Below are 22192 nucleotides of genomic sequence, written 5' to 3' on the forward strand. Positions count from 1 at the left end.
ATGACCATACTTTCCACCAAAATATTAAACCAAGAACAAAAAAATGTTCTCACAAAAGCTAATATCAATGTAATAGATTACAATGCCATTACTATTGATTTTTTAGATTTTGATGATGAAATTATTGCAGACAATGCCATTATTACTAGTAAAAATGCTGTAAAAGCGGTAATAGATAAAAAAGTAGTGATAAAAAATTGTTTTTGTGTTGGCGAAAAAACAAAAACCCGCTTAGAAGAAAATGGTCAAAATGTATCAAAAACGACTAATTATGGGGCAGATTTAGCTAAATTCATCGTAAAAAACCATAAAAACGAGCATTTTTGGTTTTTCTGTAATAATATTAGAAGAGATGAATTACCAAATATGTTAACCAAAAATAACATTAGCTTTAAAGAAGTTGAAGTTTACAAAACGTCTTTAAATAAACAGATTATATCGGAAGCATTTGACGCTGTTCTATTTTTTAGCCCAAGTGGCATTGAAAGCTTTACTGCAAACAATAACTTAAAAAACAAAACGGTATTTTGTATTGGCAAAACAACAGCTGAAGCAGCAAAACCGTATACCAAAAATATTCATATTGCAAACAAACCAACCATTGAAAGCGTTTTGCAATTAGCAGCAAAACACCTTACCAAATAACTTAACGCAATACAATTTAAGCCTTTATAAACAAGGTAAAATATAAAGACATTATGATAAAAAACGATTTATTCTTAAGAGCTTTAAAAGGAGAAACTGTGCAACGTCCACCTGTTTGGATGATGCGTCAAGCTGGTCGTTATCTTCCAGAATTTATGGAAATAAAAGCCAAGTACGATTTCTTTACGCGTTGTCGCACACCAGAATTGGCTAGCGAAATTACCGTGCAACCTATTAGACGTTACGGTATGGATGCCGCCATTTTGTTTAGCGATATTTTGGTCATTCCGCAGGCTATGAATATTGACGTAGAAATGAAACCCAACTTTGGACCGTATTTACCAAATCCTGTTCGTACGCAAAAAGACGTGGATAATGTTATTATTCCCGACGTAAAGGTGGAATTAGGCTATGTATATCAAGCCATAAAAGCCACCAAGGAATTACTTAATAACGAGATTCCGTTAATAGGATTTGCTGGTTCACCTTGGACTATTTTATGTTATTGTGTTCAAGGTCAAGGTAGCAAAACCTTTGATAAGGCCAAGGCCTTTTGTTTCACCAATCCAGTAGCGGCACATCAAATGCTTCAAAAAATAACCGATACCACTATTGCTTACCTTAAAGAAAAAGTGAAAGCAGGTTGCGATGTGGTTCAAATTTTCGATTCTTGGGGCGGTATGTTATCACCAACCGATTATCAAGAGTTTTCGTGGCAATACATCAACCAAATTATTGAGGCTTTAAAAGATATGGCACCTGTAATTGCTTTTGGAAAAGGATGTTGGTTTGCATTAAATGAAATGGCGCAAAGTAACGCTTCGGCATTGGGAATAGATTGGACGTGCTCACCAAGGAATGCACGATATTTAACGGGTGGAAACATTACGTTACAAGGTAATTTTGATCCTTCTAGATTGTTATCACCACCATCTGAAATTAAGAAAATGGTACATCAAATGATTGATGAATTTGGGAAAGATAAATATATCGTAAATTTAGGTCACGGAATTTTACCTAATATCCCATTGGAAAACGCCCAAGCATTTATCGATGCTGTTAAAGAATATAATGCTTAAAAACATTGTAAAAGGCATACAAGCATATTTAGGAGCTTTTGGAGTAATCTCCAAATTGAAGCTCTGGAAATACTTTGCCATTCCTATTTTAATAAGCATTATTACAGCACTTATTATTGGTGTTACGGCTTATGGGTTATCAGATAACATTGGTTTCTTCATCTCAAAACTATGGGTTTGGGATTGGGGCAAAGACACATTTACAACAATAGGTAATGTTATAGGCGGTTTATTTATTATTGCCATTGGGCTAATTTTATACAAACATATTGTTATGGCTTTGTCGGCACCATTTATGAGCCCAGTTTCCGAGAAAATCGAAGCCCATTTTTTAGGAACAACACATAAAACGCATCGCAATACTAGTTTTACACAACAACTTTGGCGAGGCGTTAGAATTAACCTTCGCAATTTAGGTTTAGAACTGTTTTGGACCATCCCAATTTTACTTTTTGGTTTTATTCCTGTTATTGGTATTATGTCATCTGTATTATTATTTTTAGTACAAGCGTATTATGCTGGTTTTGGTAATATGGATTACACCTTGGAACGACATTTTAATTACAAAGAAAGTATTCAATTTGTAAAACAGAATCGTGGCCGCGCCATTGGTAATGGTGTTGTGTTTATGCTGTGTTTATTAATTCCTGTTTTAGGATTTATCTTAGTATTACCGCTTTCGGTTACTGCTGCATCTAAAGAAACCGTTTCTTTACTACAATCAAATAACCATTACAAAATTGAGCGCTAATGGATTTGAGTAACGAGACCTTTTATTTAGATAATCTTAAACCAGAAGATGCGCCTAGCCTAAACCAATTGATGATTAGGAATGCAAGACATTTTCAACAGTATTTGCCCAAAACATTATCACAAAATCTTTCAGAAAATGCTTCAAAAAGTTATATTAAAAATAAATCTGAAGCATTTAAAAACAAAACCGAATTCACCTTCGCTATAAAAGAAAAAGACACCAACAATATTGCAGGTTTAGTTATTCTTAAAAACCTAGATTGGAACACCAAACAAGGGGAATTTGCCTATTGCCTTGGTAGTAAATATTCTGGAAATGGCTGGATGAGTAAAAGTGTAAAAGCTACCAAAGACTATGCGTTTAATGAATTAGGCTTAGAAAAACTTCAAGTCATCATACATCATAGTAATACAGATAGTATAAATGTAGCCAAACGTTCCGGCTTTACGTGGATTAAAACTTTAAAAAAGGAATTTGTTTCAGGAAAAGCCGTATTGGATATGGAACTATATGAAATCCAAAAAAATGATATTTAATTTACCATATATATGACAGAAAAATCTTTATTATCTCCATTTCAAAAATTCGTAAAAATTGAAAGTTTTAGTGGGCTCTTACTTCTAGCCGCTACTGTTTTAGCACTAATTTGGTCAAATTCGCCTTTTGCCGATAGCTATACGGCACTTTGGGACTATAAAGTGGGTATTACAACCGAAGCATTTGAGCTAAACAAACCTTTAATTTTATGGATAAATGATGGTTTAATGGCGATTTTTTTCTTCCTAATAGGTCTAGAAATTAAACGTGAATTTCTCATTGGCGAACTTAATTCACCAAAAAAAATTGGGTTTCCTCTAGTTGGGGCTTTTGGTGGTATGGCAATACCTGTACTTTGCTTCTTTTTAATTAACAACAACCCTGAAACTTTAAAAGGATGGGGAATTCCAATGGCTACCGATATTGCTTTCTCTCTTGCTATACTTACCGCATTAGGCAAACGTATCCCTTTAAGCTTAAAAGTATTTTTAACCGCTTTTGCCATTGTGGACGATTTAGGAGCCGTTTTGGTTATTGCTATATTCTATAGTAGTTCAATAAAGTTTGCTCTTTTAGGCGTAGCCATATTACTATTGGTATTTTTATACATATTATCTTATAAAGGTATTTATTCAAAATTCTTTACCATTGCTTTGGGTATTGTCATTTGGATTCTATTTTTAAAGTCGGGCATACACCCAACATTAGCAGGAGTATTATTAGCATTTTCGGTACCTATCAGACAAAAAATAAACACCCAAGAGTTTATAAACACCTTAGTAAGCATTACCGACAATATTAAACAAGCCTCCATTTTAAACAAACCCATTCTATCAAAAGAACAAATTCAACAAATAGACGATTTAGAAGATTGGACTTATAAATACCAATCGCCATTACAACAAATTGAACACAACCTTCACGACTGGGTGGCCTACTTTATAATTCCTGTTTTTGCATTTGCCAATGCTGGCGTTATTATTAATAGCTCGGCTCCATTAGCATTTAATCTCGTAACAGCCATCGTGGTTAGTTTGGTTTTAGGTAAAAGTATTGGAATAACACTATTTGTTGTTTTAGCACAAAAAATTAAACTTATTAATATTCCCAATGATATTACTATATGGCACATTATCGGGGTGTCGTTTTTAGCTGGTATCGGATTCACCATGTCCATATTTATAGCAGGTTTAGCATTTGCTGGCAATCCCATAAATATCGATTCGGCTAAAATAGGCATCTTAATAGGATCCTTAATTTCGGCTGTTATTGGTTTTCTTATATTAAAATTCAAAAAATAAGCATGAAAGATTCGTTCTATCAATACATACAAGATTTACAAGACACCATTACTTCAAAATTAGAAAGTATTGATGGTAAAGCGCGATTTGAAGAAGACCTTTGGGAACGCCCAGAAGGCGGTGGCGGACGTACTCGTGTAATTCAAAACGGTAATGTCTTTGAAAAAGGCGGTGTAAATATCTCAGCCGTTCACGGGAAATTACCAGAAAGTATGCAAACCTATTTTGGTGTAAAAGATGCCGATTTTTTTGCCTGCGGATTAAGCCTAGTTCTTCATCCAAAAAACCCTTTTGTACCAACAGTTCATGCCAATTGGCGCTATTTTGAGATGTATAACCAACAAGGCGAGATTGTTGATCAGTGGTTTGGTGGCGGACAAGACTTAACACCTTATTATCTTTTTGAAGAAGACGCCAAACACTTTCATAAAGTTTGTAAAACGGCTTGCGACAAGCACCACACAGAATTTTATAACACTTACAAAAAACGTTGCGACGAGTATTTTTGGAACACGCACCGAAATGAAGCCCGTGGTATTGGTGGATTGTTTTTCGATTACTGTAAAGCCAAAGACGATTTTTCAATGAAAGATTGGTACAACTTTGTTACCGAAGTAGGCGATAGCTTTTTAGAAGCCTACACACCTATCGTTGAAAAACGTAAAGACTTACCATATACTGAGGCCAACAGAAATTGGCAAGAAATTCGTCGTGGTCGCTATGTAGAATTTAATCTAGTACACGACAAAGGCACCTTATTTGGGTTAAAAACTAACGGACGAATAGAAAGCATTTTAATGAGTTTGCCGCCTTACGTGCAATGGAAATACGATCACCAACCAGAAACAGGCAGTGACGAAGAAAAATTAATTAAAGTTTTAAAAAAACCTAAAGATTGGGTTTAACTTTGTAATTCAGAAGGTAATAAGGAATCTCTTAATTTAAAGATTCTTTGTTTCTCTCAGAATGACATTTAAAAAAATAGAAAATGTATCCACTACAACGACATAGACGATTAAGACAAAACAGCGTCATAAGAAGTCTGGTAAGAGAAACCATCATTTCACCTAACGACTTTTTAGTACCACTTTTTGTGGTTGAAGGCAAAGGCGTAAAAGAAGAAATTGCCTCCATGCCTAATTACTTTAGATATAGTTTAGATTTATTAGAAAAAGAAGTAAAAGAACTCTGGCAGCTAGGTTTAAAATCGGTGCTATTATTTGTAAAAGTCCCCGACAATCTTAAAGACAATGCTGGCACCGAAGCCTTAAATCCTAACGGATTAATGCAACGCGCCATAAAAACCGTAAAAAATGTTTGCCCAGAAATGTTGGTAATGACTGATGTTGCCATGGATCCATACTCCAGTTTTGGGCACGATGGCGTGGTGGCTAATGGACAAATTTTAAACGACGACACAACAGCAATTCTATCAGAAATGGCATTAAGTCACGCCAAAGCTGGCGCCGATTTTGTAGCGCCAAGCGATATGATGGACGGCCGCATTTTTGAAATGCGAAGCCTCCTTGAAGATGAAGGTTTTTATAACACAGGTATTATGAGTTATTCGGCTAAATATGCCTCAGCATTTTACGGCCCATTTCGTGATGCCTTGGATTCGGCGCCAGTAGATATACAAGACATTCCAAAAAACAAAAAAACCTATCAAATGGATCCTGCCAATCGCCTGGAGGCCATTAAGGAAACCCAAACCGATATTGCCGAAGGTGCCGATATTGTTATGGTAAAACCGGGGTTATGTTATCTAGATATTGTTCGCGATATTAAAAACGTTGTCGATATTCCTGTTGCTGTATATCAAGTTTCAGGCGAATATGCTATGCTTAAAGCGGCTGCCGAAAAAGGCTGGTTAGACCACGATGCTGTTATGATGGAACAAATTACGGCCATAAAACGTGCTGGAGCCAATATTATAGCAAGTTATTTTGCTAAAGACGTTGTAAAATTGATTTCGTAACTTCGCATTAATCAAACTAAAACACAATAATGGGTTTACTCATTTTTTACGCACTTATTTCTATTTTCTTTTCGTTTTTATGCTCCATTTTGGAGGCTGTTTTGCTAAGCATTACACCAACGTTTATTTCACTAAAAGAAAAAGAAGGCAAAGCTTATGCCGAAACACTTAAGCAATTAAAAACCGATGTCGACAAACCACTTATCGCCATATTAACACTTAATACCATTGCGCACACCGTTGGTGCTATTTTGGTTGGTGTGCAAGCTAAAGTTGCTTATGCCGAACTTTATGGAACCACAACACGCAAAATTTTTGGGGTAACGTTTACCGAAGATATTATGGTTGGTGTAGTTTCTACCATTATGACGATTTTAATATTAGTTGCATCAGAAATTATCCCAAAAACCATTGGTGCCACCTATTGGAAAAAATTATCCAATTTTACATCCAAAGCCCTAACTATAATGATTTGGCCTCTTCGTGTTACAGGTATTTTATGGCTACTACAACTTACCACAAAACTTATTGGTGGTAAAGGACATCACGGAAGTGTCTTAAGTCGTGAAGATTTTCACGCCATGACCGATTTGGCCGAGGAAAAAGGCGTATTCTTAGAGTCTGAAAGTAAGGTTATTAAAAACATGCTTACGTTTAAAGATGTACAAGCTAAAGATATCATGACGCCGCGAACGGTGATGAAAATTGAAGATGAAGAAATGACTATCGAGGCATTTTTCAAAAAAAATTCCAATATTAGGTTTTCGAGAATTCCTGTTTACAAAGACGATTCCGATAACATTTCTGGTTTAGTTTTAAAAGACGAGATTTTTAAAGAAATGGCTTTTGGAAATGGTGATAAAAAACTTACTGAAATAAAACGAAACATTATCATCATAAATCGCACAATGCCTATTCCAAGATTGTTTGAACAATTAGTAGAAAGCAAAAACCATATGGCTTTAGTTGTTGACGAATACGGCTCAGTAAGTGGTTTAGTAACGATGGAAGATGTTATTGAAACACTACTTGGGATGGAAATTATGGACGAAAGCGATAACATTCCCGATTTGCAGCTATTGGCTAGACGTAGTTGGGAAACACGTGCCAAGCGCTTAGGCTTAATAGACGATGAAAGTGAAACCCCAGAAAATTAATGGAATCGTGCATCATCAACACACCCTTGGGATATACCAAAATTAGTGGCGATAACAATGGCATCAATGCAATCACTGTTTTAAATACCGAAGAACAAGAAACCGATATTATTCCTGGGATATTGCAGGATTGTGTTTACCAACTACAAGAATATTTTGAAGGCAAACGACAAAACTTCAGTTTAAAACTCAATCCGCAAGGCACCAATTTTCAAAAAACAGTTTGGGATGCTTTAGCTGAAATTCCCTACGGAAAAACGACCTCTTATCTCAAATTGTCTCGAGAATTAGGTGATGAAAAAGCCATTCGCGCTGTTGCTAACGCTAATGGTAAAAACCCTATTTGGATTGTAATTCCTTGCCATCGTGTTATTGGAAGCGATGGCAGTTTAACAGGTTATGCTGGTGGACTTCACAGAAAAAAATGGTTGCTAGAGCACGAAAGTCCATACAAGCAACAAACATTATTTTAGTTTTTACTATCTTTAGTTTTTTCAAACTAAAAACCGAATGAAATACTTAAAAAAACTCGTAAAATGGGTGGCTATCCTATTGGCATTACTTATTGTTGTTCTTTATATTACTGATACAGATTATCTTATAAAAGCTGTTAGAACCATCTATTTAAATGGCCATACAACAGCTTACCTCGAAGACTATAAGCATTTTGACAACAAACCGCTTGAGGTTGGCACACCTCAACCTTGGCCAAATCATAAAGATTACAACACAGTAAAAGTTACCAAAAAACTACAGCAAACCAATACAAATTTAGGCACCATAGCCTACGTTATCATTAAAAATGATAGTGTTTGGTTTGAAAAATATTACGATGGTTTTGATGAAAACTCAAAATCCAACTCATTTTCTATGGCTAAGAGTTATGTCTCGGCCATGCTAGGAAAAGCCATAATGGAAGGCCATATAGAAAGTCTAGATCAACCTGTTTGTGATTTTATCCCTGAATTTTGCGAAGGAAAAGCCGCAAAGATGACTGTTGGCGATTTATCTAGCATGTCGTCAGGCACCAATTGGGACGAACGTTACTATTCGCCTTTTTCTATCACCACAAGAGCTTATTTTGACGATGACTTAACAAAAGTTATGACCGGATTAAAAGTGGTAAACGAACCTGGACAAGCCTTTAAATATGCCAGTGGCGACACCCAAATGTTGGCTATTGTTATAGAACGCGCCACTGGGAAAAACCTGTATGATTATCTTACCGAAAGTTTCTGGAAACCTATGGGTAGCGAAAATCAAGCTTTGTGGCAGCTAGATAGTGAAGATCATGATTTAGTGAAGGCCTACTGCTGTATTGCGAGTAACGCTAAAGATTTTGCGCGTATGGGAAAACTTTACAAAGACCATGGTAAATGGAATGGCAAGCAATTATTAGATTCTTCTTTTATAGCTAGGTCCATTACACCACGTTTTAAAGAAAGCCCACAGTATGGTTATGGCTGGTGGTTACGTAAAATGGGGGACAAATCTTTCTTTATGATGCGTGGTCATTTAGGGCAATATGTTATTGTAGAACCTAACGATAATGTTATTATAGTACGTTTAGGACACTCTAAAGGTGCTGGCGATGCCGTAGCAACTTTTACACCAGATATTACAACTTATATTGAAGAAGCCTATAAAATGCTAGGAGATGATTTCTAAACTTAACTTAGAAAACATATTATTTTTAGATATTGAAACCGTTCCTGAAACAGCACAATTTTCCGATTTAGACGAAACCAAACAACAACTTTGGGAAACCAAATCGCAATACCAACGTAAAGACGATTACACTGCCGAAGAGTTTTACGAACGAGCTGGTATTTGGGCCGAATTTGGAAAAATAGTCTGTATTTCGGTGGGCTACTTTAACATTACAAACGATGTAAGAGCCTTTAGAGTGACGTCGTTTTTTGGCGATGAAGTCAAAATTTTAAAGGATTTTAAAAATCTCCTAATTTCACATTTCAGCAAAGCCAAACACTTATTATGTGCTCATAATGGTAAGGAATTCGATTTTCCTTACATAGCCAGACGCATGGTTATTCATAACATAGAATTACCCTACAAACTAAACTTATTTGGCAAAAAACCTTGGGAAGTTCCCCATTTAGATACTTTAGAACTATGGAAGTTTGGCGACTATAAAAATTATACATCGCTAAAATTATTAACTAATGTTTTAGGCGTTCCATCACCAAAAGATGATATAGATGGGAGTGAAGTTTATCAAGTATATTACGAAGAACAAGATGTTGATAGAATTGTTCAATATTGTGAAAAAGACACCATAGCTGTAGCGCAAATTTTATTACGTTTACGCGGTGACGAATTGTTACATGACAATGAAATTATTCATATATAAATGAGTTCAAATCCTATTCTCACTGTAGAAAACCTAACCATTTCGTTTACTTCTCAAAAACAAGAAAACGAAGTTATTCATGGAATCTCATACCAACTTTTTTCTAATGAGATTTTAGGTATTGTTGGAGAATCCGGCTCGGGAAAATCTATTTCTTCATTGGCTATTATGGGATTGTTACCAAAAAAAGTTTCTAAAATTACCCATGGCCGTATTACCTTTCTTAACAAAGAACTTATTGGTTTAACTAATAAAGAATTACAACATGTAAGAGGGCATGAAATTGCTATGATTTTTCAAGAACCCATGAGTTCTTTAAACCCTACAATGACCTGTGGTAAACAGGTTGAAGAAATACTATTACAACATACAAACTTAAATAAACAAGAAGCCAAGGAGGAAACCTTAACGCTTTTTGATAAAGTTAAACTACCACAGTCCAATCGTGTTTATAAGGCCTATCCACACGAAATTTCTGGCGGACAAAAGCAACGCGTTATGATTGCTATGGCCATTGCCTGCAAACCTAAAATATTAATTGCAGACGAACCCACAACAGCTCTGGATGTTACAGTACAAAAAGATATTATTCAGTTATTAAAAAGTTTACAAGAAGACACTAAAATGAGTATCATTTTTATCTCTCACGACTTGTCTTTAGTATCTGAAATAGCTAACAGAGTGCTAGTAATGTATCAAGGCAATATTGTTGAACAAGGTGATAAAACAAGCATTTTTAAATCACCAAAACACAAATACACCAAAGCTTTAATCGCTTCTAAACCATCGTTAAGTGTACGGTTTAAGCGGTTACCCACCATTAAAGATGTGTTAAATAATACCGTAAACAAAGCTATTATTAGCAAAGAAGAACGCGAAAAAAAACAGGCTTCTTTATATAGTAAACAACCATTATTAGAAGTATTTAATCTTGAAAAAACCTATTTCTCAAAGTCGGGTTGGTTTTCAAAAAAGGAAGGGTTTAAGGCTGTTAACAATGTAAGCTTTAAGGTTTATGAAGGTGAAACGTTAGGTCTTGTAGGCGAATCTGGTTGTGGAAAATCTACATTATCCAATGCTATTCTATTATTAGACAAAGCCACCAAGGGTAATATTATATATAAAGGAAAAGATATTACCAACTTAACACCAAAAGATGAACGTAAACTACGTAAGGATATACAAATTATTTTTCAAGATCCATTTGCATCTTTAAACCCAAGAATTCCTGTAGGAAAAGCTATTATGGAACCCATGGAAGTTCATAAAATAGGGACCTCAACAAAAGACAGAAAACAACGTGTATTAGAACTATTAGAACGTGTTGGACTCTCTAAAGACGACTTTAATAAATACCCTCATGAATTTTCTGGTGGGCAACGCCAACGTATTGGTATTGCAAGAACAATTGCTTTACAACCCGAGCTAATTATTTGTGACGAATCGGTCTCTGCTTTAGATATTTCTGTTCAGGCACAAGTATTAAATTTGTTGAATGAATTAAAAGAAAATTATAACTTCACTTATATTTTCATTTCCCACGATTTATCGGTAGTAAAATATATGTCCGATCAATTACTTGTTATGAATCAGGGTAAGATTGAAGACATTGGTGATGCTGACGACATCTACAACAGCCCTAAAACAGTCTATACCAAAAAATTAATTCATGCTATTCCAAAAGGATTATAGCATAAATACTTTTCTAGTTAACTTAAAAACGTTTCTTAAAAATTTTAATGAATTTTGAATGCTCGTAAAAAATTTGCTTTCAAAAAAAGTAGGTTTTGGTAGATTTGGGGCAACATGGTTCATAAGTAAAAATTCATGGTGGATTTAGGGCAAAAATCATAAATTTAAGTTTATGATAGATTTGGTTTAATTAGTTTGATTTGGGATTACTAATATGACAAACTTTTTAAAATTATCAGCTAAAAAGCATTAAAAATCGATGAAACGCATGTTTTTTTAACATTTTAAATGTAATAATAAACTTTTTCCCACAAAAAAGCCACTTCAATGAAGTGGCTTTTTAATATGTTATAGGTCTTATTATAGTTTCATTTCAGGGATATCGCCATTTACAATAAGTGTGCCTTCGGTAGCCGCTTGTATCTCTTCAACAGAAACTCCTGGAGCACGTTCTAGTAAGTGGAATGCATTGTCTTTTATTTCTATAACCGCTAAGTTTGTTACAATTTTAGTGACGCAACCTACCCCTGTAAGAGGTAAACTACAGCTTTTAAGCAGTTTGGATTCGCCACGTTTATTAGTATGCATCATAGCAACAATAATGTTTTCGGCACTAGCTACAAGGTCCATAGCGCCGCCCATACCTTTCACCATTTTTCCAGGAATTTTCCAATTGGCGATATCACCATTTTCAGCGACTTCCATAGCTCCAAGAATAGTTAAATCTACATGTTTTCCTCTAATCATAGAGAAACTCATAGACGAATCGAAAAAACTCGCGCCTGGTAATGCTGTTATGGTTTGTTTTCCTGCGTTTATTAAATCGGCATCTTCGTCACCTTCAAAAGGAAATGGTCCCATACCAAGAACGCCATTTTCGCTTTGAAACTCTACTTCTATATCATCGCGCACAAAATTGGCTACCAAAGTTGGTATACCTATTCCAAGATTAACATAAAAGCCATCTTTTACTTCTTTAGCAATACGTTTTGCTATTCCGTTTTTATCTAGTGCCATAATTATTGTCTTTGTCTTACCGTTAATTGTTCTATACGCTTTTCATAGTCTTGTCCTTGGAAAATGCGTTGCACGAAAATTCCAGGGATATGTATTTGGTTAGGGTCAAGTTCGCCTACTGGAACCAATTCTTCAACCTCGGCAACTGTTATGGTTGCAGCACCACACATACAAGGGTTAAAATTTCGTGCTGTGCCTTTAAAAATAAGATTTCCAGCTTCATCTCCTTTCCAAGCTTTTACAAAAGCAAAATCGGCTTTGAAAGCTTCTTCAAGAACATACATTTTGCCATTAAATTCACGTGTTTCTTTACCTTCGGCTACTTCGGTACCATAACCTGCTGGTGTGTAAAATGCCGGAAAACCAGATTGAGCGGCTTTGCATCTTTCGGCTAAAGTGCCTTGCGGAACAAGCTCTACATCTAACTCACCTGATAACATTTGACGTTCAAATTCATCATTTTCACCCACATAAGAGGAAATCATTTTATTAATTTGATGCTTTTGAAGTAATAACCCTAAGCCAAAATCGTCTACACCAGCATTGTTTGATATACAGGTAAGACCTGTTATATTACGTTTTACTAGCTCTGATATGGCGTTTTCAGGTATGCCACAAAGTCCAAAACCACCAAGCATAAAAGTCATGTCGTTAGAGACGCCTTCTAGAGCTTCTGCAACGTTGGATACTGTTTTATTTATCATTTTAATCGTATTTTTTCAATTCGTAAAATACAAAAATACGAGGAGATTTAATATGATCTAAGAAAACTTATCTGTATGACTTTTGTTCTTTTTACAAGGACCTTTGCAAAGAAGTAAGAAACATCTTAAAAATGAAGATTGTGACTTTTATTAAAATTATTAGTTGTTTCTAATATAAACGTAAAATACAACTACCAAAAAAATTACAAATTAAAAATCTAACTCGTCTGGTATGTTTTCTTCAGGTAATGTATTTTCTTCTTCTTCCTGGTAAGTCTCACAATCAACATTAATAGTTAACTCTTTTGGTTTTTCAAATTCTGCTTTAGAGACATTAAGTTGGTCGTCTTCATAACAGCTTTTCATAAACATTCCCCAAATAGGTAATGCCATAGAAGCTCCTTGCCCGTAAGTAATCGTTCTAAAGTGAGCTGCACGGTCTTCGGCACCAACCCAAACACCAGTTACCAAATTAGGTACCATACCCATAAACCAACCATCACTTTGGTTTTGTGTGGTTCCTGTTTTTCCTGCAATTGGATTGGAAAGTTCGTAAGGATATCCCGTGATAATTTCTTTGTAAACGGGCACTTTAGAAGCCCAAGTGTGTCTTAATCGTTGTCCAGAACCACTTTGGGTAACACCTTCCATTAGGTTTACAGTTACATAAGCGGTTTCGGCACTTAATACATCGCGCGATTCTGGTTTAAATTGGTATAATACGGTACCGTTTTTATCTTCAATATGTGTTACCATAACAGGTTCGTTATATACTCCTGCATTAGCAAATGTGGCATAAGCTGCTACCATTTCGTAAACACTCAAGTCTGCTGCACCCAATGCTATAGATGGTACAACAGGTATTTCGGCTTCTACACCTAGTTTTTTTACAAGATCGATAACAGGTTGTGGCCCTACTTTGTTCATTAAACGAGCCGTAATTGTATTTACCGAGTTTGCCAGAGCGTTTTTTAATGTTAAGTTACCACCGTATTTACCTCCCGCATTTTTTGGTGTCCATGGTTTTGTATTCCCATATTTACCGGCTTCTATGGTAATTTGTGTGTTAGGCAATTCGTCGCATGGCGATAAATGTAATTGGTCTATGGCTGTAGCGTAAACAAATGGTTTAAATGTAGATCCTACTTGGCGTCTTCCTTGCTTGACATGGTCGTATTGAAAATGCTTATAATTCATACCACCAACCCAAACTTTAACATGTCCTGTTTGTGGGTTCATACTCATCATTCCTGGATGTAAGAATGATTTGTAATAACGCATAGAATCTAGTGGCTTCATAATGGTATCTATTTCACCTTTCCAAGAAAACACCGTCATTTGTGTTGGTTTGTTAAACGATGCTTCAATCTCTTTATCCGATTTTCCTAAATCGTATTTCATGTGTCTCCAGCGCTCAGATTGTTTCATAGAACGCTTCATTAGTCCACTTATTTCAGACTCTGTAAGTCCTAAAAACGGTGCTGTTGCATTACGTTTAGGTGTGTTTTGATGATCAAACTCTGCTTGAAGCCTTGGCATGTGTTTTTGTATGGCCTCTTCGGCGTGTTGTTGCATACGAGAATCTATTGTGGTATACACTTTTAATCCATCGCCATAAAGATCGTATTTAGAGCCGTCTGGCTTACGGTTGTTTTCAATCCATTGCTTCATAAAATCGCGTAAATATTCTCTAAAATAAGTGGCCATTCCTTCACGGTGCGATTCTGGTGAATAGTTTAAATCTAATTCTGTTTTTTGGAGTGAATCTTTTAATTTTTCATCGATAAACTCATATTTTTCCATTTGGCTTAACACCACATTACGTCTGTTTTTTGTACCAACAGGATTTCTATGTGGTCTAGGATTATATAACGACGAATTTTTAAACATACCTACCAACATGGCAGATTCTTTAATATCTAAATCTCGTGGTTCTTTGTTGAAATAAATACGCGATGCTGAACGAATGCCATCGGCATTATTACCAAAATCATAAATATTAAAATACATGGCAATAATTTCTTCTTTGGTATATTGGCGTTCTAAACGAATAGCAATTATCCACTCTTTAATTTTCTGGGTAATTCTTTCGGCTATATTGGTTGAGCCTTCGCCATGAAATAATTGTTTTGCTAATTGTTGTGAGATAGTACTAGCACCTCCGCCACTTCCCATTTTTACGACTGCTCGTAAAGTCCCCCAAGCGTCAATTCCTGAGTGACTGTAGTAACGGGCGTCTTCGGTAGCGATTAAAGCATTTACTAAATGCTGTGGCAAATCGTCGTAACCTACAGGTGTTCTGTTGTCGTTAAAGTAAAATTTACCTAGTGTTTTTCCATCTGCCGATATAATTTCGGTAGCTAAGCTTGTTTTAGGGTTTTCTAAAACGGTGTGATCTGGCATTTCGCCAAAAACTTCAAATCGTGCCAAAACAAATAATAAGGCAACAAATAAAAGTCCGCCTAAAAAAAGCATCCAAAACCATCTTACGTATTTTGAAAAACCTTGCTCCTGTTTAACTTGTTTTTTCTTTGCCATACCTGATTTTTATTTACTTGCTGGTGTTTCAACACTAAACCCAACATCTGTAACGCCTTCTAAGTTTAACACACCATTTACCTTACCGTTTTCTCTCATAGCGTGTTGAATATTTACTTGATATTCGCCATTCTCTTTAAACACAACGTGTTCTTTATACCAAAGCTTGTTTTCTTTAATACTTGAAAAACCTGTACCTAACAACTCACCATTGGGTTTTGCCATTTTATACTCTAATGTATCTTTTATTATTTTTCCATGCGGAAAATTCATTTCAACAATAAGAAATAGGTTGTTGTACTTGTACTTATGGGTATTTCTTAAGTTGACATATAAGTTATACGGTTGTAAGGTGTCTGGCGGATGTATTTTAAAAGAAACTATAGAGTCTTTATGCCATTTTTGGTTTTGCAAAGACTTATATTCACTATAAACCATATTGTTATTACAAGACATTATGGCACAGCAAATAAGAAATAGAAAGAGGCTATTTCTCATTGTTTTTTTTGTTTTGAGGTTTTCGGCGTTTGTTTCTACTTTTTCTGCGTTTATTATTTCGACGTTTTTTTGGTTTTTTACTATCAAACCGCGTTAAACTGTCTTGTCCTACAACGTTCTCAAAGTTAGTTTTAGTATCTTCTTCTGCAGGAACCTCAGCAGAAAATTCTTCTAAACTAGCGACTTTTTTATTCTTCTTGTTTTGCGCTATAATTTCCTTTGCTTGGTCTTTGGTTATTTTAAACCAGTTTGCCCACTCGCCTTCGTAAGCATACCACATAATACCTTTAAAAATATCGGTTTTCTGGCAAACAGCAAGCCCCTTTTGGGTTTCTAATTTAATATCGGTTTTAGGAAACTCGTTAATAGCTTCTAGGTAAGTATCTAGCTCATAATTTAAGCAGCATTTAAGTTTTCCGCATTGCCCAGCAAGTTTTTGTGGGTTTAAGGACAATTGCTGGTATCTTGCTGCCGAAGTACTTACCGAACGAAAATCGGTTAACCAAGTTGAGCAACAAAGCTCTCTACCACAAGAACCAATACCTCCTAAGCGTGCGGCTTCTTGACGGAAGCCTACTTGTTTCATTTCAATTCTTGTTTTAAATTCTCTGGCAAAAATCTTGATAAGTTCTCTAAAATCTACCCGTTCTTCGGCGGTGTAATAAAACGTAGCTTTACTAGCATCTCCTTGATATTCAATATCGGAGATTTTCATTTTTAGGTTTAAGTCTATCGCAAATTGGCGTGCCTTAACCTTCATTTTTTCTTCTTTTTCTCGTGCAGATACCCAAATATCGATATCTTTTTGTGAGGCTTTTCTGTAAACTTTAAAGACCTCATCGCCATTAAAAGGAATTTTTTTTCGTTTCATTTGAACACGAACCAACTCTCCTGTTAAAGTTACTGTACCCACATCGTGGCCATATTGTGCCTGAGTTGCTACAACATCGCCTATATTTAATGTTAAGTTTTCGGTGTTTTTATAGTAGTGTTTTCTACCGTTTTTATAACGAACTTCTACCCAATTAAATGGCTCTTCGCCATTTGGTAAGTTCATATTAGAAAGCCAATCAAAAACGGTTAGTTTATTGCAACTATCCGTTCCACAAGTTCCGTTGTTCTTGCATCCTTTCGGCTGACCATCCTTTCCAGTTGAACAACTGTTACAACCCATAAAATGTGTATATATTGATTCTGAAAAGTGTGCGAAACACCTTCAGAAGAAAATTAATAATTCTATTTAATTTAATATGTAAAGATAAGATTATTCCAGCGACTATAAAACTTTGTTGTTTTAATTAAACTCAACTTCGTAATTAAGCCTGTTACTACGTGACTTTAATGCTGTTTTTGATTTAAAGATATTTGAAAATAAGGTTTTACTCCAACCTATTTTTTTAGAGTATTGGTTAAATGTCTCTGTTTGCCAATTAAAGCCTTCTTTCCAAAATTTTTGTGGGGACACATAACAAAATGTATAGTCGAATATTAAGCTAGAGTCGTTAGTTGAATTTTTATTTGGAATGGTATCTGATGCTAATAACGTAACATTGTTTTTCTTACAATTATATCGTATTTGTTTTATAAGTTTTGGATAATCTTCGCGTAAAGACTGCAAATCGAAGTCGTTATATTCGGTATTTCCTATTTTTTGTATAGGTCTTACTTGAAGGATATCGAAACTCTTACCATCAAAATGCTTAAAAAATTCTTGAAGCTCGTAAAAATTATCTTTGTTAAAGGTGTAATTAATACGTACTTTAAAATTATAATGCGCTTTTAGCTTGGCAAACGCTTTAAAAGCCTTATGAAATTTTTCGTAGTTCGCTTTTTTCATAAACCCCTCATAGCTTGCTTTTGTAACACCATGGAGCGAAATGGTAAACTCGTTTAAACCAGCTTTTAAAAGGGTTTCTATTTTTTCTTCGGTTAACAAATTAGCATTGGTAGTTAACGAAATATAAGGCACGTTATAACGTTTTCCTAAAGCCACCAATTCTGGTAATTTTTTATATAGTGTGGGTTCTGTCCCGCAACCTATTTGCAATTTTAGCGCCCGATTAAAAATGGTTTTAGCTACGCGTTGCAGTTCCTCTTCTTTAAATTGCCCTTTTAAGGTTTTTACATAATCGGCATCGGTAAAATAGCACATTTTACAACGTAAGTTACAAGCCATTACAGGATCTAAATTTACCGCTAAATAGCGTTTGTTAAATTTATGTAACAGATAAAGCCCCAGAAACTTAATTCTGTGGCTTTTTATTTTCCTGTTTAGCTGTAAAAGCTTGTATATATTCATTTAAGCATTTTTGCCCAAGGTATCAAAAATATTCCTCAAGTCTTTTTTATATGGTAAATAGTCTGCGCGTCCTTTTTTAAAGATGTCGTTGCTGTTACCTTGACCTCTTCTTAAGGCTTTTTGCTCTTCGTAAGGCAATTGTATAATCTCTTGACAGGTTGAAGAACAACAGTTTTCCATTTTCTCTTTACAGTCATCGCATTGAATAAATAATAAATGGCAGGCTTCGTTAGCACAGTTTGTGTGGGTGTCGGCTGGTTTTCCGCATTGGTGACATTGTGCGATAATATCGTCTGAAATACGTTCGGCACGACGATCGTCAAACACAAAGTTTTTACCAATAAACTTGTTATCTAGACCTTCCTCATTTACTTGGTGTACATAGTTTATAATGCCTCCTTCTAACTGAAATACATTTTTAAATCCACGATGCTTGTAATAGGCACTGGCTTTTTCACAACGAATGCCTCCCGTACAATACATCACCAAGTTTTTATCTTCTTTATGCTCTTTTAAATCATCTTCTATAATAGGCAGAGACTCTCTAAAAGTGTCTACATCTGGTGTTATAGCGTTTTTAAAATGACCTATTTCGGTCTCGTAGTGATTACGCATATCTACTAAAACCGTGTTGGGGTCTTCAATTAGCTCGTTAAATCTTTCTGCATTAACATGTTCGCCTTTATTGGTTACATCAAAGGTAGCATCGTTTAAACCATCGGCTAAAATCTTTGAGCGCACTTTTACCTTTAATTTTAAAAATGAAAAATTATCTTGCTCTACAGCAATATTTAATCTTACGTTTTCTAAAAAAGTAATAGTGTCTAAATGGTTTTTAAACGCATTAAAATTTTCGGCTGGCACAGATAATTGTGCATTAATACCTTCGTTAGCAACATAAATTCTTCCTAGGACTTCAAATTCATCCCAAGCCAAGAACATATGATTTCTAAAAATTTCTGGATTTCCAATTTTGGCGTACTTGTAGAAAGAGATTGTTAAGCGGTCTTTACCAGCTTCTTCAATAAGTTTTGCTCTTTCTTTAGCGCTTAAGTTATTGTACAGTTGCATGCTATACTAATGTTTTAAGGTTAAAGGTTTTATTTTATTTGGGGCAAAGGTACGTATTTTTTGTTGTTGCAAACAAAAAGCACTTTGTAGACTGTACAAAGTGCTTTAAGTAGACTAACTCGTTATTAATTTTTTAATTTCTTTTCTTAAATCAAAAAAGTTAACGAGTTAACCCCCATCGGCTTTACAACTGCTATTTATAAGTATAACAGCTGAAACGCCTAATATCGAATTTCTAATAATTTTTCTAAAAAATCGCATCCGATTAAAATATTTTAAACGTTAATCAGAGGAAAAATATGGTGCGAGCCTTAAAAAGGAATCACACCATACCGTTTTCATAGCAAATCTTCCCCATTTTATATAGTAGATGCATAAAGTAGAAAAAGGTTGCGTTGTAAAATTGAAAAGATGAAAACTTATCGTATTTTAGCATGAATAATTTAACGCAAAAGACGAGTAATGAGTAACGAAAAAGATGCCAAATTAAAAGCCTTAAAACTTACCTTAGATAAATTAGACAAAGCTTACGGAAAAGGTACCGTAATGAAAATGAGCGACCAAGCTATTGTAGATGTTGATGCGATTTCTACAGGATCTTTAGGTTTGGATTTAGCCTTAGGCGTAGGCGGCTACCCTAGAGGTCGTGTTATAGAAATATATGGTCCAGAATCTTCTGGTAAAACCACGTTAACGCTTCATGCTATTGCCGAGGCACAAAAAGCCGGAGGTATTGCTGCGTTTATTGATGCCGAACATGCTTTTGATAGATTTTATGCCGAAAAACTAGGGGTGGATATTGACAATTTAATTATTTCGCAACCAGACCATGGTGAACAAGCCCTTGAAATTGCCGATAATTTAGTACGCTCTGGCGCTATTGATATCATTGTAGTAGACTCTGTAGCAGCTTTAACACCAAAAAGCGAAATTGAAGGCGAAATGGGAGACTCTAAAATGGGATTACATGCCCGCTTAATGTCTCAAGCTTTAAGAAAGCTTACAGCTTCTATTAGCAAAACCAATTGTACTATGGTGTTTATTAATCAGCTGCGTGAAAAAATTGGTGTTATGTTTGGTAACCCAGAAACAACTACGGGTGGTAACGCCTTAAAATTTTATGCTTCGGTACGTTTAGATATTAGACGCTCTACACAAATAAAAGACAGCAATGGTGAAGTTTCTGGTAATAAAACTAGAGTTAAAGTTGTTAAAAATAAAGTAGCACCACCATTTAAAACCGCCGAGTTTGATATTATGTATGGCGAAGGCGTTTCTAAAGTTGGTGAAATATTAGACATTGCTGTAGATTATAATGTTGTTAAAAAAAGTGGCTCATGGTTTAGTTATGGCGACACCAAATTAGGGCAAGGCCGAGATGCTGTTAAAGCATTAATAAAAGACAACCCCGAGCTTATGGAAGAGCTTGAAGAAAAAATTAAAGAAGAAATAAAAGCTTCTAAAGAATAATTTTAAAAATCCCGTTAATTCGGGATTTTTTATTTTACTACGCAACCTTTTTCTACTTTCTGCATCTACCAATTAAAGGAAGAATTGTATTTATTTTTTTATAATGAAGAAAACCCTAGCAATATTACTTATTTTACTTACTTTTTCATGTTCTGTAGAAGATGATTCTCCAGAAACATATCATGAGATTTTACCTGTAGAATCAGCTATTGTGCCGGATGAATTTGAACTTAACGAAGTTTATGACATTCAACTAACTTATATTCGTCCTACAAATTGCCATGCGTTTTACGATATTTATTACGCCAAATCTGAAAACGAAAGAACAGTGGCTATAATTTCAACAGTATTTCCAAACGATGCTTGCGAAACTATTGATGCCGAACTTGAAATCTCTTTCAACTTTAAACCAACAGAAACAGGATCGTATATATTTAAGTTTTGGCAAGGAGAAGATGATAATGGCGAAGACGAATATATGATTGTTGAAGTACCTGTTGTAGAATGAATTTAAAAATTAATACACTTTCATTTGGGTTTAAAAAAACTCATACAAAAATGTAGTAACAATGATACTAAAGCGCAAGGCGAACTTTACCATCTCTTTTCGAGAACACTGTTTTCTATTTGCTTAAAGTATTCTAGAAACTACGCTGAGGCAGAAGATAATCTGCAAGATACCTTTGTGACTATTTTTAAAAAAATATCACAATATAAAGGTAAAGGTTCTTTTGAAGGTTGGATGAAACGCATTGCTATAAACACAGCGTTGCAACGGTATAGAAAACAAGATGTTTTTGAAATTATCGATGAAGAAAATATTGAAAGTAATCAAGTTGATATAAATGATGACATTGATATTCCTTTAGACTATTTATTAGAATGTGTGCAAGAATTACCCGACAGATACAGACTGGTTTTTAACCTTTATGTGTTAGACGGGTTTTCACATAAAGACATTTCAGAAATGCTTTCCATTTCAACAGGAACATCAAAATCTAACCTTTCCAGAGCAAGAGCTATTTTAAAAGAAAAGGTGACGCATTATTTAGAAAAAACAAACTCACAATCATTATAATAA

The 22192-nt window shown here is 35.0% G+C and carries 22 protein-coding genes; 15 read left to right on the forward strand and 7 right to left on the reverse strand.

The window, feature by feature from the left end; all coding sequences use genetic code 11:
• The 12 genes from R3L15_RS12940 to R3L15_RS12995 all read left to right on the forward strand — a co-directional run bounded on the left by R3L15_RS12940 (position 1) and on the right by R3L15_RS12995 (position 11514).
• Positions 1-645 (forward strand): uroporphyrinogen-III synthase, encoded by a 645-nt coding sequence (locus R3L15_RS12940; RefSeq protein ID WP_338732169.1) that lies wholly within the window; start codon positions 1-3, stop codon positions 643-645.
• 53 nt (positions 646-698) lie between these two features.
• Positions 699-1724 carry a uroporphyrinogen decarboxylase gene (gene hemE / locus R3L15_RS12945; RefSeq protein ID WP_338732170.1) on the forward strand — a complete coding sequence of 342 codons (1026 nt, stop codon included), beginning with the start codon at positions 699-701 and terminating at the stop codon, positions 1722-1724.
• Positions 1717-2475, forward strand: coding sequence for an EI24 domain-containing protein (locus R3L15_RS12950; protein ID WP_338732173.1), 759 nt, complete (start codon positions 1717-1719; stop codon positions 2473-2475). Before hemE ends, R3L15_RS12950 begins: the two co-directional genes overlap by 8 nt.
• Complete coding sequence (locus R3L15_RS12955; protein WP_338732174.1) at positions 2475-3014, forward strand: GNAT family N-acetyltransferase; 540 nt, start codon at positions 2475-2477, stop codon at positions 3012-3014. Before R3L15_RS12950 ends, R3L15_RS12955 begins: the two co-directional genes overlap by 1 nt.
• Before the next feature lie 12 nt (positions 3015-3026).
• Complete coding sequence (gene nhaA, locus R3L15_RS12960) at positions 3027-4316, forward strand: Na+/H+ antiporter NhaA (protein ID WP_338732175.1); 1290 nt, start codon at positions 3027-3029, stop codon at positions 4314-4316.
• 2 nt (positions 4317-4318) lie between these two features.
• A complete protein-coding gene (hemF, locus tag R3L15_RS12965) occupies positions 4319-5221 on the forward strand; it encodes an oxygen-dependent coproporphyrinogen oxidase (protein WP_338732176.1) in 903 nt (300 codons plus the stop codon).
• Between the two features lie 83 nt (positions 5222-5304).
• Complete coding sequence (gene hemB / locus R3L15_RS12970) at positions 5305-6294, forward strand: porphobilinogen synthase (protein WP_338732178.1); 990 nt, start codon at positions 5305-5307, stop codon at positions 6292-6294.
• Positions 6295-6323: 29 nt separating this feature from the next.
• Positions 6324-7451: a hemolysin family protein gene (locus tag R3L15_RS12975; RefSeq protein WP_338732180.1), complete on the forward strand. Its 1128-nt coding sequence runs from the start codon at positions 6324-6326 to the stop codon at positions 7449-7451.
• Positions 7451-7924, forward strand: coding sequence for a methylated-DNA--[protein]-cysteine S-methyltransferase (locus tag R3L15_RS12980; protein WP_338732181.1), 474 nt, complete (start codon positions 7451-7453; stop codon positions 7922-7924). The genes R3L15_RS12975 and R3L15_RS12980 overlap by 1 nt, the downstream gene beginning before the upstream one ends.
• A gap of 37 nt (positions 7925-7961) precedes the next feature.
• Entirely contained in the window at positions 7962-9119 is a 1158-nt protein-coding gene (locus R3L15_RS12985; RefSeq protein WP_338732182.1) for a serine hydrolase, read from the forward strand.
• Positions 9109-9822 carry a 3'-5' exonuclease gene (locus tag R3L15_RS12990; RefSeq protein ID WP_338732183.1) on the forward strand — a complete coding sequence of 238 codons (714 nt, stop codon included), beginning with the start codon at positions 9109-9111 and terminating at the stop codon, positions 9820-9822. Before R3L15_RS12985 ends, R3L15_RS12990 begins: the two co-directional genes overlap by 11 nt.
• Positions 9823-11514, forward strand: coding sequence for an ABC transporter ATP-binding protein (locus R3L15_RS12995; protein ID WP_338732184.1), 1692 nt, complete (start codon positions 9823-9825; stop codon positions 11512-11514).
• Between the two features lie 360 nt (positions 11515-11874).
• Here R3L15_RS12995 and R3L15_RS13000 read toward each other — a convergent pair whose 3' ends face one another.
• From R3L15_RS13000 to R3L15_RS13030, 7 genes are all read right to left on the reverse strand, one after another.
• Complete coding sequence (locus tag R3L15_RS13000) at positions 11875-12531, reverse strand: 3-oxoacid CoA-transferase subunit B (RefSeq protein WP_338732185.1); 657 nt, start codon at positions 12529-12531, stop codon at positions 11875-11877.
• A 2-nt stretch (positions 12532-12533) separates the two neighbouring features.
• Positions 12534-13235 (reverse strand): CoA transferase subunit A, encoded by a 702-nt coding sequence (locus R3L15_RS13005; RefSeq protein WP_338732186.1) that lies wholly within the window; start codon positions 13233-13235, stop codon positions 12534-12536.
• 210 nt (positions 13236-13445) lie between these two features.
• A complete protein-coding gene (locus R3L15_RS13010) occupies positions 13446-15773 on the reverse strand; it encodes a transglycosylase domain-containing protein (protein ID WP_338732187.1) in 2328 nt (775 codons plus the stop codon).
• 9 nt (positions 15774-15782) lie between these two features.
• A complete protein-coding gene (locus R3L15_RS13015; RefSeq protein ID WP_338732188.1) occupies positions 15783-16271 on the reverse strand; it encodes a gliding motility lipoprotein GldH in 489 nt (162 codons plus the stop codon).
• Positions 16261-17445: a regulatory iron-sulfur-containing complex subunit RicT gene (locus R3L15_RS13020; RefSeq protein WP_338732189.1), complete on the reverse strand. Its 1185-nt coding sequence runs from the start codon at positions 17443-17445 to the stop codon at positions 16261-16263. The genes R3L15_RS13015 and R3L15_RS13020 overlap by 11 nt, the downstream gene beginning before the upstream one ends.
• 120 nt (positions 17446-17565) lie before the next feature.
• Positions 17566-18570, reverse strand: a complete 1005-nt coding sequence (locus tag R3L15_RS13025) for a radical SAM protein (RefSeq protein ID WP_338732190.1) — start codon at positions 18568-18570, stop codon at positions 17566-17568.
• The gene (locus R3L15_RS13030; protein WP_338732191.1) at positions 18571-19641 is read right to left on the reverse strand and encodes a rhodanese-related sulfurtransferase; all 1071 of its coding nucleotides are present in this window, start codon (positions 19639-19641) and stop codon (positions 18571-18573) included.
• A gap of 462 nt (positions 19642-20103) precedes the next feature.
• Here R3L15_RS13030 and recA point away from each other — a divergent pair, with 462 nt between their 5' ends.
• The 3 genes from recA to R3L15_RS13045 all read left to right on the forward strand — a co-directional run bounded on the left by recA (position 20104) and on the right by R3L15_RS13045 (position 22189).
• Complete coding sequence (gene recA, locus R3L15_RS13035; protein WP_338732192.1) at positions 20104-21111, forward strand: recombinase RecA; 1008 nt, start codon at positions 20104-20106, stop codon at positions 21109-21111.
• Positions 21112-21214: 103 nt separating this feature from the next.
• Positions 21215-21619: a hypothetical protein gene (locus R3L15_RS13040; RefSeq protein ID WP_338732193.1), complete on the forward strand. Its 405-nt coding sequence runs from the start codon at positions 21215-21217 to the stop codon at positions 21617-21619.
• 24 nt (positions 21620-21643) lie between these two features.
• Positions 21644-22189 (forward strand): sigma-70 family RNA polymerase sigma factor, encoded by a 546-nt coding sequence (locus tag R3L15_RS13045; protein ID WP_338732194.1) that lies wholly within the window; start codon positions 21644-21646, stop codon positions 22187-22189.
• The last annotated feature ends 3 nt before the right edge of the window (positions 22190-22192 follow it).

Origin of the sequence: Mangrovimonas cancribranchiae, assembly GCF_037126245.1 — a bacterium.
GTDB lineage: Bacteria > Bacteroidota > Bacteroidia > Flavobacteriales > Flavobacteriaceae > Mangrovimonas > Mangrovimonas cancribranchiae.